The sequence below is a fragment of the Exiguobacterium sp. RM11 genome, from assembly GCF_059821525.1.
The window spans coordinates 1,101,895-1,116,226 of the sequence record NZ_CM187558.1; the positions used below are offsets into that span (position 1 = coordinate 1,101,895).

General features: G+C 45.5%; 13 protein-coding genes. 8 read left to right on the plus strand and 5 right to left on the minus strand.

Annotated elements, in window-relative coordinates; translation table 11 throughout:
* Positions 1–48: 48 nt before the first annotated feature.
* The 3 genes from AC5LIL_RS05730 to AC5LIL_RS05740 all read left to right on the plus strand — a co-directional run bounded on the left by AC5LIL_RS05730 (position 49) and on the right by AC5LIL_RS05740 (position 2,949).
* Positions 49–1,392, plus strand: a complete 1,344-nt coding sequence (locus tag AC5LIL_RS05730; protein WP_214693072.1) for a DEAD/DEAH box helicase — start codon at positions 49–51, stop codon at positions 1,390–1,392.
* Positions 1,393–1,473: 81 nt separating this feature from the next.
* Positions 1,474–2,376, plus strand: a complete 903-nt coding sequence (locus tag AC5LIL_RS05735; RefSeq protein WP_214749337.1) for a deoxyribonuclease IV — start codon at positions 1,474–1,476, stop codon at positions 2,374–2,376.
* A gap of 3 nt (positions 2,377–2,379) precedes the next feature.
* Complete coding sequence (locus AC5LIL_RS05740) at positions 2,380–2,949, plus strand: hypothetical protein (protein WP_499825192.1); 570 nt, start codon at positions 2,380–2,382, stop codon at positions 2,947–2,949.
* Positions 2,950–2,976: 27 nt separating this feature from the next.
* Here the strand turns inward: AC5LIL_RS05740 and AC5LIL_RS05745 are convergent, their stop codons facing one another.
* The 3 genes from AC5LIL_RS05745 to AC5LIL_RS05755 form a co-directional block, all read right to left on the minus strand.
* Positions 2,977–3,147, minus strand: coding sequence for a DUF1427 family protein (locus AC5LIL_RS05745; RefSeq protein ID WP_012726630.1), 171 nt, complete (start codon positions 3,145–3,147; stop codon positions 2,977–2,979).
* 93 nt (positions 3,148–3,240) lie between these two features.
* Positions 3,241–5,406 (minus strand): RNA degradosome polyphosphate kinase, encoded by a 2,166-nt coding sequence (locus AC5LIL_RS05750; RefSeq protein WP_499825193.1) that lies wholly within the window; start codon positions 5,404–5,406, stop codon positions 3,241–3,243.
* Between the two features lie 2 nt (positions 5,407–5,408).
* A complete protein-coding gene (locus AC5LIL_RS05755) occupies positions 5,409–6,938 on the minus strand; it encodes a Ppx/GppA phosphatase family protein (protein WP_499825194.1) in 1,530 nt (509 codons plus the stop codon).
* A 186-nt stretch (positions 6,939–7,124) separates the two neighbouring features.
* On the opposite strand from AC5LIL_RS05755, the gene AC5LIL_RS05760 reads away from it, so the two are divergent.
* From AC5LIL_RS05760 to AC5LIL_RS05775, 4 genes are read left to right on the plus strand one after another with little or no spacing between them, the layout of a single operon-like run.
* Entirely contained in the window at positions 7,125–7,886 is a 762-nt protein-coding gene (locus AC5LIL_RS05760) for a metal ABC transporter ATP-binding protein (protein WP_214693061.1), read from the plus strand.
* Positions 7,883–8,740, plus strand: a complete 858-nt coding sequence (locus AC5LIL_RS05765; RefSeq protein ID WP_214782324.1) for a metal ABC transporter permease — start codon at positions 7,883–7,885, stop codon at positions 8,738–8,740. The genes AC5LIL_RS05760 and AC5LIL_RS05765 overlap by 4 nt, the downstream gene beginning before the upstream one ends.
* Positions 8,733–9,158 carry a Fur family transcriptional regulator gene (locus tag AC5LIL_RS05770; protein ID WP_214747940.1) on the plus strand — a complete coding sequence of 142 codons (426 nt, stop codon included), beginning with the start codon at positions 8,733–8,735 and terminating at the stop codon, positions 9,156–9,158. The genes AC5LIL_RS05765 and AC5LIL_RS05770 overlap by 8 nt, the downstream gene beginning before the upstream one ends.
* A 36-nt stretch (positions 9,159–9,194) precedes the next feature.
* Positions 9,195–10,583: an NAD(P)H-hydrate dehydratase gene (locus tag AC5LIL_RS05775; protein WP_499825195.1), complete on the plus strand. Its 1,389-nt coding sequence runs from the start codon at positions 9,195–9,197 to the stop codon at positions 10,581–10,583.
* 39 nt (positions 10,584–10,622) lie between these two features.
* On the opposite strand, the gene AC5LIL_RS05780 is transcribed toward AC5LIL_RS05775, so the two are convergent.
* A complete protein-coding gene (locus AC5LIL_RS05780) occupies positions 10,623–11,207 on the minus strand; it encodes a hypothetical protein (protein WP_214782330.1) in 585 nt (194 codons plus the stop codon).
* Between the two features lie 76 nt (positions 11,208–11,283).
* Positions 11,284–12,405: a flavodoxin-dependent (E)-4-hydroxy-3-methylbut-2-enyl-diphosphate synthase gene (gene ispG / locus AC5LIL_RS05785; protein WP_074033343.1), complete on the minus strand. Its 1,122-nt coding sequence runs from the start codon at positions 12,403–12,405 to the stop codon at positions 11,284–11,286.
* A 213-nt stretch (positions 12,406–12,618) separates the two neighbouring features.
* Between ispG and AC5LIL_RS05790 the strand changes: the two genes are divergently transcribed.
* Entirely contained in the window at positions 12,619–14,319 is a 1,701-nt protein-coding gene (locus tag AC5LIL_RS05790) for a methyl-accepting chemotaxis protein (RefSeq protein ID WP_499825196.1), read from the plus strand.
* Positions 14,320–14,332 lie beyond the last annotated feature (13 nt).

Consider the following 14,332-nt stretch of genomic DNA (forward strand, 5'->3'; position numbering starts at 1 on the left):
TGATTCCGCTATGCTAGGAAAAGTGGAAAGAAACAGGAGGTGTATCGATTGAACAGCTTCCAACAGTTCAAATTGCTACCGTTTATGATCGATGCGTTAACAGAAAAACGCATCACGAAACCGACCGATATACAAGCACGGATTATTCCGGCTGCACTAAATGGTCGAGATATTATTGGGAAATCACAAACAGGAACGGGGAAAACACTTGCGTTCCTATTACCGATTGTAGAAGCAATCAACCCAGAAGAAGAATCTGTCCAAGCAATCGTTGTCGCACCGACACGTGAACTCGCATGGCAGATCCATGAAGAATTAAAGTCAATTCTCATTAAGAATCCGGATTACATCAAATCAAGTTTGATTGTCGGAGGAACAGACCGCGAACGTCAAATCGATAAGATGAAAAATCCACCACAACTCATTATCGGGACACCGGGACGAATTCTTGACTTGATGAAAGCACAAGCATTGTTCCCACATAAAGTGACGCATTTCGTTGTCGATGAAGCGGACCAAATGCTCGATATGGGATTCTTGCCGGAAGTTGACCGCATCGCGCAATCACTTCCAGAAAAACTTCAAACGATGGTCTTCTCAGCGACAATCCCTGAGAAGCTCGAGCCGTTCTTGAAGCGTTACTTGCACGACCCGCGCTTTGCTGAAGCGAGCCCGGAACATCGTGTCGCACCAAAAATCAAGCACCACGTCATTCCGGTACGTCACCGTGACCGTAAGGAATTGACCGTCGAAATTGCAAAAGCAATCAATCCGTTCGTCTGTCTCGTATTCACTAATACGAAACAAGAAGCGGATGAATTGGAGACATCATTCCGTGAAGCGGGACTGAATGTTGGTACGTTACACGGGGACATGCAGGCACGTCGCCGTAAACAAGCCATCAAGGACATTAATGACGCGAAGTATCAATACGTGATTGCTACAGACTTGGCAGCTCGAGGAATCGACATCTCAGGCGTTTCTCACGTCATCAACCATGGGATTCCGAAAGACCTTGACTTCTACACGCACCGTGTCGGTCGTACAGGTCGTGCGGGCGCATCTGGTGAGGCATACACATTGTATGAGGACCATGAAAATGGACCAATCAACCGACTCGAAGAACGAGGGTTCGAATTCACACACGTGGACTTGCGCAATGGTTCGATTCAGCCAATCAAAACACGTCGTCGTCGCCAAACGGACCGGAAGATGAAAGTCTCACATACGGCACATAGTCGTATGGCCGGTGAAATCAAGAAGGCGAAGAAGAAAGTCAAACCTGGCTATAAGAAGAAATTTAAGTATAAGTTAAAAGAGACGGCTTCACGCGAGCACATGCAACAGCAACGCTCGGATCGTCGTGCTGCTCGTAAGAAAAACAAGCGTTAATCGTTTGAAGAATCGACTTCTTGGAGTCGGTTCTTCTTTTTGTGTAAACTGAAGATAGAAGCTTATGAAGGGAAGATGATGATGTTAAAAATAGGTTCACACGTTTCGGTATCAGGTAAAAAAATGCTACTTGCAGGTAGTGAAGAGGCTGTTTCATATGGGGCGAATACGATGATGGTGTATACGGGAGCTCCTCAAAATACACGTCGAAAGCCGATTGAGGATTTAAATATCGAGGCTGCACTCACACATATGGCTGCTCACGATATCGAAGAGATTGTCGTCCATGCACCTTATATCATTAACCTCGGAAATACGACAAAACCTGAGACGTTCGAATTGGCCGTTTCATTTTTGACACAAGAGTTGAAGCGTGCTGAAGCACTCCAAGTTGCTCGCCATGTCGTTCTTCACCCAGGGGCTCATGTTGGTGCCGGGGAAGACATTGGTCTTGCCCGGATCATTGAAGGACTGAATGAAGTGTTGACTGGTGACGAACAGGTTAAGATTGCGCTTGAGACGATGGCAGGGAAGGGAAGCGAGCTCGGAAAGACGTTTGAAGAATTGGCAACAATCATAGACGGCGTCACACACAATGACCGTCTCTCTGTCTGTTTCGATACGTGTCATGTACATGATGCAGGCTACGACTTAGTCGGTGATTTGGACGGAGTGATTGAAGAATTCGATCGAATCGTCGGTCTCGACCGTCTTGGTGTGATTCATGTGAATGATTCAAAAAACGTGCGCGGTGCGAGAAAAGACCGGCACGAAAATATCGGGTATGGTGAGATTGGATTCGATACATTAAATCGAATCATTCATCATGAGGCATTTGCACATCTGCCAAAAATTTTAGAGACACCATACATCCCTGTTAGTGAAAAAACGAAAGTGGCACCTTATAAACAAGAAATCGAGATGTTCCGTGCGAATCAATTTGATCCAGAATGGCGTGAACGCTTCACGCTTTCTCATCAATAAGCGATGGCGATCCTTCAGGTCGATCCGAATCGATATGATGTGTGGCACGCATTCCCGACCTATTTTCTTGAACAGAGTCCCGTTTATGTGAAAGGGTCCGTGACGACCCCGACAGCGTTCATCGAAGTGATGGGACATGGGATTGTGGCAGAGGCAGAAGTATTGTTAGTGGAAATGATTGAACAACCTGACGATCCGTACTGGCTTGGCGCTGAGAAGGAAGAAGTGGCGACGTATAGCTTGGTCGATTTAATCCAACTTCATTTCCATCATCCACTTTTGAAAATAGGGATGTATGAGGCGGACGAGCCGTACGAGTCGATTCATCAGAAATGGATGGATGGGTACCATGTCCCCTCATCGAAATGGACAAAAGAGGATTATGAAGCGCATTTGTTTCGGGAGAACCTTGTCGCTCCCTATGCTCCGGTGACAACGTGCTCGGTTTGTGAGATCAATCTTTTCGAACGATATGGAAACGGTGCATCGAAACTGATGGAATATCATCTGCAAGATGACGCCGGGATTTGGGTGTGTCCTACCTGCCATAAAGCAATTCATACGTTAGACTAAAAAAACGATGCCAAGGGCATCGTTTTTTTAGAATGGCCAGTTCGCCACGGCAAACTGATATACTTTCATCCCGAGGAAGACCCCGAAGATTCCGACGACACCAGGCAACACCGGTGGAGCCGGTAATGGCAATTTGAGTGCCGTGAAGATGGCACCACAGATTAAGCCAGCGAGTAGTGAAAGCAGAATTTCTTGCATGTATGATTCCTCCGTCTCTTCTAATGAAAGCGCTTTATAATAGCTGAACCGCATTCATTATACAATGACTTTTCCCTTTTGAGAAGTCTAACATCAGTCATCCGTCATTTTCTCATTTTCAGCTCGGAGTCGTAAAACTTCGCGCTCAGCCCAGTTTGAAGGTTCTCGCTCGAACACGCTAGGGATGTTGTTCCAGCGTCCTCCCGTATATTGGTGAATGATGATTTGAGATTGAATCTCTTCTTCATTGTTCTCCCGTTTCACATATACATAACGTCCGTCGGAACGTTGCCTTCTCGCCTTCACGTTATCGACAAGTTGCAGTGCCATCATATCTTTGATGTATGTTTTATGTGATGCATTGAGAATCGGGAAGAGAATCTCGATTCGCTTCTTCATATTGCGCGTCATCCAGTCTGCAGAAGAACAATACAAGTCTTCTTTACCATTTTGATAAAAATAAAAGATACGTGAATGTTCGAGATAGCGATCAATGATGGAGATGACTCGAATGTTTTCAGAGACACCTTTAATTCCGGGGCGTAAACAACAGATTCCTCGAACAATCAAGTCGATTTTTACACCTGCAGACGAAGCATCATATAATTTTGTGATGATGGCCCGGTCTGTAATCGAATTCATCTTCGCAACGATTCTACCATTCCCATACTTCTCGTGTAGTTTGATTTCATCTTCAATTTTGTTGAGGAAGAAGTCTTTCATATCATCAGGTGACGTCTCGAATTGGTGCCAAGATGGTCGCTCTCCATAACCGGAGAGCCAGTTGAAGAAGTTCGTGGCATCCTCGGCAAGTTCCTCGTTTGTCGTCAAGAGCCCAATATCTGTGTACAGTTTTGCTGTAGAGTCATTATAGTTGCCCGTTCCGAGGTGAATGAATCGTTGCAACACACCACCTTCTAAAATACGTACGACGAGTGTGATTTTTGAATGCGTCTTAAGTTCTTTGTAACCGTAAATGACGTGGGCGCCTGCTTTTTCAAGTTGTTTGGCCCATTGAATATTTTTCTCTTCGTCAAATCGTGCTTTCAATTCGACGAGGACGGTCACTTGTTTACCGCTCTCGGCCGCATCGGTCAAGGCCTTGATAATCGGAGAGTCACCGGAGACCCGATACAGCGTTTGTTTAATCGCCAGTACGTTCGGATCTTTAGCGGCTTGGACGATGAATCGTACGATTGGATCGAACGAGTGGTACGGGTGGTGAAGAAGATAATCTTGTTTGGCGATACTTTGGAATAAATCTTTTCCGGATTCGAGACCTTCCGGGATAAATGGGATCAACGTCTCATTGATCATGTCGTCATATTCTATCCCGATTTGACTATATATACCGAACAGGAAGGTCAAATCAATCGGACCATCCACAATGAAAATGTCACGGTCGTGCAAATCAAGCACATCTTGAAGCATGAATAACAGTTCTTTTCGTAATGAGCGTTGCTGCACTTCGAGCCGGATGGCGACCCCATAGCGACGTTTTTTCAGCTCTTTTTCAATTTGTTTCAACACATCGCGACTCCCTTCCTCATGGAAAGGCATATCCGCGTTACGGGTGATCCGGAACGGCATCGTCGATTCGACGACAAACCCTTTAAATAGGGAATCGATAAATTGAATGATCAAATCTTCGAGCAAAATCAAATCGGTATGTTCCTCGTCATCTGTAGGCAGTTCAAGATAACGGGGTAGGACAGAAGGTACTTGAACGAGGGCGAGTCGCTTTTTCCCTTCGTCATTCGAAGCGATTTCAACGGCAATATTTAATGATTTTGATAACAGCATCGGGAAAGGACGATAGGCATCCACCGCAATTGGGGTGAGGACAGGAAATACATGCGTCCGGAAATACTCTTTCACAAAGTCTTGTTGCGTCTTGTTCAAATGTTTCGTCCGCAAAAAGCGCACGTTTTGATTGGATAATTGTTTCGTGATTTTCTTATACGTCGCATATTGTGTCTCGACAAGTTCTTGAGCATGCATCGAGATGGCTTTAATCTGTTGCTTCGGAGTGAGTCCGGTCTTGTCTTCCGGACGATTAAACCCCGCGAGCACCTCATCTTTTAAACCTCCGACACGAACCATATAAAACTCATCTAAGTTTGAACTGAAAATTGCTAGAAACTTCAGTCGTTCCATGAGCGGATTTCGATCGTCCACCGCTTCTTCGAGGACACGCTCGTTGAAGTCGAGCCAGCTAAGTTCCCGATTGTTGAAATGTTCGTACGTGTAGTCGGGCATGTTTATTCCTCCTCGTTCAAGACAATCTCAATCGATTGGTCGATTGCGCGTTCTAAGTGCTTTTTGTGTCGGGTGCTTCGTTGCAACTCAAAGCGGGCAGATCCGTTCGTATCAAGTGAGAGTATAAGACCATCTTTTGAGCTAGAGACGTGGATGTCCGTGACGATTTGACGCTCGGTCAAATCGAGCGCGTCGACAAGTTTGACAATCGAACCGAGCAATTCGAGGCTCTTTAACAACTTGTGGTCAAACCACTTCGGAAAAGCCTCGATATGTTGTTCTAACACGCGTTTTGATTTAAATGAAGTAACGAGCGCGAGTGCGAGCCGGTCTTCATTATTCAACCCTTTAAAATCATTCGTCGTGATCAAATGGAACGTGTGATCGCTCTTATTGTTATGGTCGATATATTCGCCGACATAGGCGAGACGACAAGCACCCTCGAGTAGACCAGGCTCGAACGGTTTCGGTTTGATGGCCTTCTCTTCAATCAGTCCGGTATACAGCTGACGAGCCAATCGAATCAAGTGTTGGTGGCGGGTCGGGTTCACATCATATTGTTTTTCAAAATGTCGAAAGCTTTCTTCTTTCACATCAGCAAACCGCACTTTATCATGCTCATGTAAATAGTTCTCATAAAACAATCCTTCTCGAAGTCCGTTATTGCTCATCGTGAATTCCGGAACTTTCAAATATTTCGCAAGCTCACCGATTGCTGTCACAGCCGGGGCGATGATGTCGACCCGATCTTTTGACAGTCCATCCATTCGCCCGAGTTGCTTGCTCGACATGCCGACGAGCTCATCCACGACTTCTTCGAGTTGATCGGATGAAATCGTATATTGATGGATTCCTTCAAGTGGGAAATTCGACATGGTCTGTTCGACGCGAACTAAGTTACGTGCTGTCCCTCCGACGCCGACAAGTGGGACACCATGAGGTTCTAACCATTCGATTTCCTTAAATGCTTTCTTTAAGTATGAGGTCAACGCTTTGCGTTCGTCTTTTGTCATCGTATCGTCTTTCATGAACTCTTTCGTCAAGGTGACAGCACCAAACGGGAAGCTATGATAAAAGACAAGCTCACGATTCTGGAAATAGGTGACCTCCATTGATCCCCCACCGATATCGACAGAGTAACCGTCTTCAACATACGTCGAATTGACAATGGCAGAGTACCCATAGAATGCTTCTTCATAATCACTTAGCAAGCGAATCGTCATACCCGTAGCGTTTTTCACTTGCTGTAAGATATCATCCGAATTGTTTGCATTTCGGATAGCCGCTGTCGCGACAGGAAGCACATCTGTAACGATATGATAATCGTTCAATTCTTTAAAATGGCGTAGCGTATCAATCAAAGCAGCGATTCCGTCCTCCGTCATTTCATTCGAGTCACTAATGTGACTAGATAAACGAGCTACTTCTTTCACGTTTAAGCGCTCGAAATATTGTCCTTCCTCATTGACTTCAAAGATGACATTCCGAATCGAGTTGGATCCGATATCAATGACTGCCAGTTTCTTTACCATAAAACCATCCCCTTCATATTCTTAGTGTAATCGACAAGGTTTTGGACGAACATATGATTTACGTGAATTTTAAACAATTAGATTGGCGAAAAAGGTCTCGCTTGAAGGCGTGTCGGATATTCTGTATAATACAAACGCCTAGAAAGTAGAAATGATTACGATTTATCAAATGAGAGAAGGGATTAGATGACAGCATCCGTCGTCAAATTAAATGATGTGTCTTATTACTATGATGGGACACCGGCCTTACAACAAGTTTCGATTGATATTCGACAAGGGGACTTCGTCGCCATCGTTGGAGAAAACGGTTCTGGGAAGTCGACATTGATTCGAACGATTCTTGGTTTACTACAACCACAACAAGGGTCTGTTGAACTGTTCGGCAAGCCAATTTCGCAGTTTAAAGACAAGTCTCGTATCAGTTACGTTTCCCAAAAAGCGGCTTCATTTAACTCGGGATTCCCGGTTACCGTTGAAGAAGTTGTGGCGATGGGGAGATATGGCCGCCTCGGTTTATTCAAACGTCTAAAAATGGAAGATCAGGCAGCGATTCAAAATGCGCTTGAGACGGTCAACATGTGGCAGTTCCGCCATCGTAAAATCGGGGACTTGTCAGGAGGGCAACAACAGCGTGTCTTTATCGCGCGGGCGATGGTCAATCAGCCTGACTTATTGATTTTAGACGAGCCTACGGTTGGTGTGGACCAGAAACACTTACAAGACTTTTATGAAGTGCTGCATATGCTCAGGGAACATACAACGTGTACGTTCGTTCTCGTCACCCACGATTTAAACGTCGTGACAGACCTCGTCACGAAAGTCGTCCATCTCGACCGTGGGCGTTTGGCATGTAATTGTGGTCTTCGAGAATATAGCGAGCTCGGTGAACTGGCGTCATCCATTAAACCATATCCTGTGAAAGTGCTTGTCCATGAGGGTACGACATGATTGCAGACCTTTGGACATACAGTTTTTTACGTTATGCGTTCATTGCAGCGCTCGTCATTGGTTTCACAGCACCGCTCATCGGTTCGTTTATCGTCGTTAGACGAATGAGTTTGATTGCCGATGCCCTGTCACATATGACGCTTGCCGGTATTTCATTCAGCTTATTTCTCGGGCAATACATCGCCTTATTCGCTGATCTCAATCCTCTCTATATGGGAACGTTGATTTCGGTATTAGCGGCGCTCGGACTCAACTGGTTACGAAGTAAATATGTTCACTTTCAAGAATTATCGATTCCCATCATGATGTCAGCTGGGATGGGACTGAGCGCTATTTTCATCTCGCTCTCAAGAGGATTCTCCGTTGATTTGTCGACGTTATTATTCGGATCAATCTCCGCAGTGAGTCAGTCAGATATCACCTTGATTGTCAGTGTGGCGATCTTAACGGTCCTTGTGATCTTTATCTTCTATAAACAGTTACTGTTCTTGTCATTTGATGAAGAACAAGCGAAAGTCTCGGGACTTCCGAGCACAATGCTCCATATGTTATTCATGTTCATTGTGGCACTTGTCATCGCTGTCAGTATGCGAATCGTCGGCACGCTTCTCGTATCAAGTTTGATTACGCTACCTGTCGCAGCGGCGTTACGTTTCACCTCAAGTTTCAAACAGACAATCCTTTGGTCCATCATCTTTGGTGAAGTTGCGACAATCGGTGGACTCGTCCTTGCTTACGACCTTGATGTCGCACCAGGTGGGGTCATCGTGTTGATCGCGGTCGGTATCTTGGCGGGTGTCATGATTCTTGAGAAAGTGATGAGTTTCAGGAAAAAGGAGGTACAACATGAATGAGACTGAACAATTGAATCGTCTTCGTGCATCTTCTTTAAAAGTTACGCCGAAACGTCTTGAGATGTACGCCTTTCTCTCTGAAGAAGATCGCTACGTCAGTGCTAAAGACGTACTGGAATATATGCGGGATAAGCATCCGACGATGAGTTTTGATACGGTTTATCGAAACCTCAAATCTTTCGCTGAGGAAGGGCTACTCGAAGCGACAGAGCTTGAAGGCGAAAAGTCGTTTCGCGTCACATGTAGCGCTTCGCACCATCATCACCATTTGATTTGTCGAAGTTGCGGAAAGACAAAGCTACTCGATTTGTGTCCGATGCGTTTTGTAGAGACAGTGGATCCTGAATTTGAAGTGGTCGATCATAAATTTGAGATATACGGGTATTGTAAAGAATGTAAGCAAAAGGGATTGAATTGATTCAATCCCTTTTTTGTATCGAAAGGGGGAAGTCAGATGATTTACACAGCGAAAGAAATCAAACAGATCGATCAAACCGCCAGTCAAAACGGGATGCCCGATACAGTATTGATGGAACGAGCGGCTTCGGCAATCGTGCCGAAGATGCAGATAGATTCCTCTTCAACAATTCTAGTGATTTGTGGAAAAGGCAATAACGGCGGAGATGGATGGGTTGTCGCGAGGGAACTTGCGGTGAAAGGTCACAACGTGAGCGTTTGGTCACCACTCGGTGAAAGTAAATCGGAGGCGGCATCGACGCACGCGACTTATGCGGCATCATTCGTTCAAATTATTGAGCAACCGATTACTACGGACATCATCATCGATGCGTTGTTCGGTGTCGGACTCTCAGGACCCGTTTCAGGAAAAGCGAGAGATGTCATTGAATGGATCAATGAACAATCGGCAGAGGTGTTGTCGATTGACATTCCTTCCGGTATGCCGAGTGACCACGCTCGTGAGTTTGATGGCCTGGCTGTTCAGGCGACCTATACTTATTCTTTACATGGCTATAAGCGGACAGCTTTTTTAAACCGCACTGCACCTTATTTTGGACAGCTCGAACGAATCGATATCGGGCTCCCGCATACATCGGACTGGAACGTATTGACCGAATCTGATTTTGATCAATCGCTTTTAGAGAGAGAGCGATTCAGTCATAAAACGGATTATGGGCACGGCATATTGATTGGGGGAAGTCGTCATCTCCTCGGAGCCCCATTTATGGCGGGCCGCGCAGCACTTCGCTCCGGGATTGGCTTGTTAAACCTCTCGATCCCAAGGGAGGCGAGTCCTCTCATTTCGACGTTACCTGAAGCGATGTACGACCAGCATACGGATCTCTTGGAAAAAACATACGACGCGATTGCAATCGGTCCTGGAATGGTGGAAGGTGAGGGTTTGGACTTGATTTGGCAACAAGTGACTCGGCAATCGTGCCCCGTCATCGTTGACGCGGGTGCACTATCGACGAAGCGACTTGAAGCACGAGGACCGCTCATCCTCACGCCGCACCCTGGTGAATTTTCTAAATTGACAGGTCGATCAGTTGAAGAGATTGAAAGTGACCGTTTCACCATTGCTGCCGAATTTGCAATAGAGCACCGTGTCCACCTGATTTTAAAAGGGACGTATACCCTTATCGTGGCACCCGATGGAACAGGCGCGGTCAATACAGTGGAAGCCTCTGCCTTAGCCAAAGGAGGGAGCGGCGACGTGTTGACAGGAATTTTGCTCGCATTATGGGCGAGAGAAGGTGGGTCATGGTCACCAAATGAACAAGCAGTCCTTTGGCATGCGCTCGCAGCTGAATCGATCAGTCAAACGATTCATCCAGCAAGTGTACTCGCAAGTGACGTGATTGAAGAACTCGGCCGCATCTAATTAAAAAAGGCAATCCCGTTAGCTGAACGGGATTGCCTTTTAGCGTTGGTTAAGAACCATTTGTTTTTCGATATGCGCAATCTGGTGATGTGCCTCACGCCATGTTGAGATGCGTGTCACACCTTTAGGCAGTGCTTTCCGATTGTAAGGTGCATCGAACAATAGGACGGGGATAGACGTTTCTTCGTGGATGGATACCGCATTCTCATAACGGTCCTCCATGAATAATTCGAGTGACAAGTCTTTGACGACATTGATTTTATCGTGTGATCCGGTCATCACGAGCGAATCGAGTGGAAGTCGGTGACTCGTAATCCATTCTTCTGTAACAGGACGAACCGCTTCGCTCCTTGCAGTGACGTAGTGAAGGTGATGTTGTTGTTTCAACTCCCACAATACGTCCAATACATCGGAATGGGGAAGGGAACGACGATAGATTGCTTCCTCATGTCCTTCTTCAATCATAAACTTCCAAAACTCATGCTGTTCCATCGTGGTGTACGTATGCAGTTCATACTCTGTCGCACGATGATAGTCAATGGAGTAACCAAGTGATTCATTCATATATATAAAGCAACTTCTAGGGTCTGTTACGGTTCCATCTAAATCAATACCGATTCGCATCTCATCACTCCTCCTCACATGCCCTCTATTCTATCAAAAACCCGCACGGTTGCAACCGTGCGGGTAAGGTGATTCATTAATTTGATTGATTAGCAAGCTCTTGTTCTTCACGCTCGCGCTCAGCCATCTTCTCAGCAGCAATGGCGTCGATTTCTTTTTTCAATTCCTCAACCATCGTGGCTTCAGGAACTTTACGGATAATCTTACCATGGCGGAAAAGAAGACCTTCATTGCGGGCACCAGCGATACCGATGTCAGCCTCACGGGCTTCACCAGGACCGTTTACCGCGCAACCGAGAACAGCAACTTTAATGTTGACGTTAATGTTTTGAATATATTCTTCTACTTCTTTCGCGATCGAGATCAAATCGATTTCGATTCGACCACACGTCGGACAAGAGATTAATGTTGCGGCATTTGCTGCAAGACCAAATGACTTGAGCACTTCTTTCGCAACTTTTACCTCTTCGACTGGGTCATCTGAAAGAGAGACACGAACCGTTGAACCGATTCCGAGTGAGAGGATCGCGCCAAGCCCAGCTGCTGATTTCAATGAACCAGAGAAAAGTGGACCTGATTCTGTGATCCCGACATGGAGCGGGTAATCAAACGTCTTCGCAGCGAGCGTATACGCTTCAAGCGCCAAGTTCACGTCAGAAGCTTTGAGTGAAATGATCGTGTTGTAGAATCCGAGGTCTTCGAGAATTTTCACGTGGTGCATCGCACTCTCGACCATTCCTTGAGCAGTCGGGTAACCATACTTTTCAAGGAATTGTTTCTCGAGTGACCCGGCATTGACACCGATTCGAATCGGAATTCCTTTTGCCTTCGCGGCGTTTACGACCGCTTCTACTTTTTCGCGGCGACCGATGTTACCTGGGTTGATTCGAATTTTATCGACGCCACTTTCGATGGCTTTTAGGGCAAGCTTGTAGTCGAAGTGAATATCGACAACGAGCGGGATGTTAATACGGCTCTTGATTTCAGCGAGTGCGTCAGCTGCACGTTCGTCTGGACATGCCACGCGAACAACTTGACACCCAGCCTCTTCTAGACGCTTAATCTCGGCGACTGTCGCCTCGACGTCGTGAGTTTTTGTTGTAGTCATAGATTGAATGACGACTTCGTTCGATCCTCCGATAATCAAATTACCGACGCGAATCGGACGAGTTAATGAACGATGCAAAATTTCTGACATATACGTAATCTCCTTCTTTTGGAAAGATTCCAATCGATTTAAGAAAATAAGGTTTCTTCATTATCATAACGAAAAGAATGTGAAAAAGCATCTAGGATGCGTAACAGATGTGTGCTCTTTACAAACTCTAACGTTATCTTAACATCTACTTCATAATTTTCCACCGTCTCAAGACCGATATAAAGGCGAGAATAGAAAAAGAGGTGGCAACATATGAAATGGGGCTTCAAACGGAATCAAATGAAGGAAGCGAGAGAAAACAATCGACCGAATCGACATTATAAAATGGCACACCGCCTCCAATGGACGCTCATGCCGATTATTTTACTAGTTTTTATCATGACGTTTGGTTGGTTCGCATTAAAGTCTGAACAACTATTGTCCGCAGAAATCGAGCAACGTCTCGTGCGGGAAGTCACGGTCATGCGAGAATCGGTGAAGACGTCCTACAGTGCATACGTTGCAAACGAGAAGCAACTAAATCGTTCATTAAAATCTACATATATGCAACAAGCTTCTATTCTATCAGGAGATGAATTCGAAGCCGCACAATTTTTAGTGCGTGGACAGTCTATTGAGCAATTGAGTGGACCAAAAGGGATGGAGAGAACAGACACCTTGGAGAAAGTCGCATCAAAGACGAAACCGGAAGTGACAGAAACGGAGCGATACTTAATGGCATCTATCTCCATTCCTGAGTTGAAAGCGGATTATGTTCTCGTCGTAACGAAAGAATCGACACTTGGTCCGATGAATGAGCTACGACGATTGATCATTTATATCTTATTGATTTCGATGATCGGGATGGCAATCCTATTTACACGATTGATTCAGCGCGAAGTCAGACCGTTGAGTATACTTGCCAATTCATTGCGTCATGCCGTAGAATCGCGCCGATTCGATGATGTGTCGCTCGGAGCAAAATCAAAGGAGATTCATATTCTCGAAACTGAGTTCAATATATTCATTCATTTATGGAATCAATCTATGGAAATGATGGGGAAGACGGCAAATGCCTTCCATCAAAGTCTTCCTGTCTTTAAACGGGAATTGATGAATAGTCATCATCAAGTGGAACAGTTCCAAGAAGTCGCAACCACTGTAGAACATACGAGTGATTCGTATCAGATGGTAACGAGCGACTCTACATCAAAAATGAAGGAAGTGACCAAACAAATCGAAATGCTTGGACGTCAAATGGACAGTGTCGATGAGCGAGGGAATCGCTTGAAATCCATTTTACATGATGAACTTGAAACATTTTCTTCTGTCAAAAACGCAAGTGAGTATGTTGAACACCAAGTGGGGAATATTCAGCAAAAACTAATCGAAAGCGAAGCCAACTCGTCAAAAGCCGATGAAGCGCTGAAGAGTATCCTCTCGGTTTCGGCAGCCACAAAGATGCTATCGCTAAACGCATCAATCGAAGCGGCAAGAGCGGGCGAGCATGGGAAAGGATTTGCTGTTGTTGCCAGTGAGGTGGGGAACTTAGCGAAAATGACAAATGAAGCGACACTTCTCGCGGTACATGCAATCGAAGCGCTGAACGAGGAGCGAAAGGACTTATTAGGGGAAGTCAATGACTTTATCAATCAAGTACATGGATTAAAAGATGCTGTTTCACGAGTAGAGAGTGGAATTGGAACGATCGATCACGAAATCAAAGTGCAGTTAGGTGAGTTTCAAACCATTACAGATCATACCTCACACACAGGTAGACAGCTTTTACACTTAATCGAATCAAATGAGCAACTACGAGAAATCAGTTCGTTACTTGAACAAAAATTAGGAGAGCTGAGCGAGGGAGTCAATCGGTGGTCACACGTTCAATCTGCCTTACGATCTGCAGGCGCAGATTTAGAAGGCCAAAGCGAGGCGTTAAATCGAACGCTTGAGGATCTTTCACCAAAATAAAAAACAACGACGA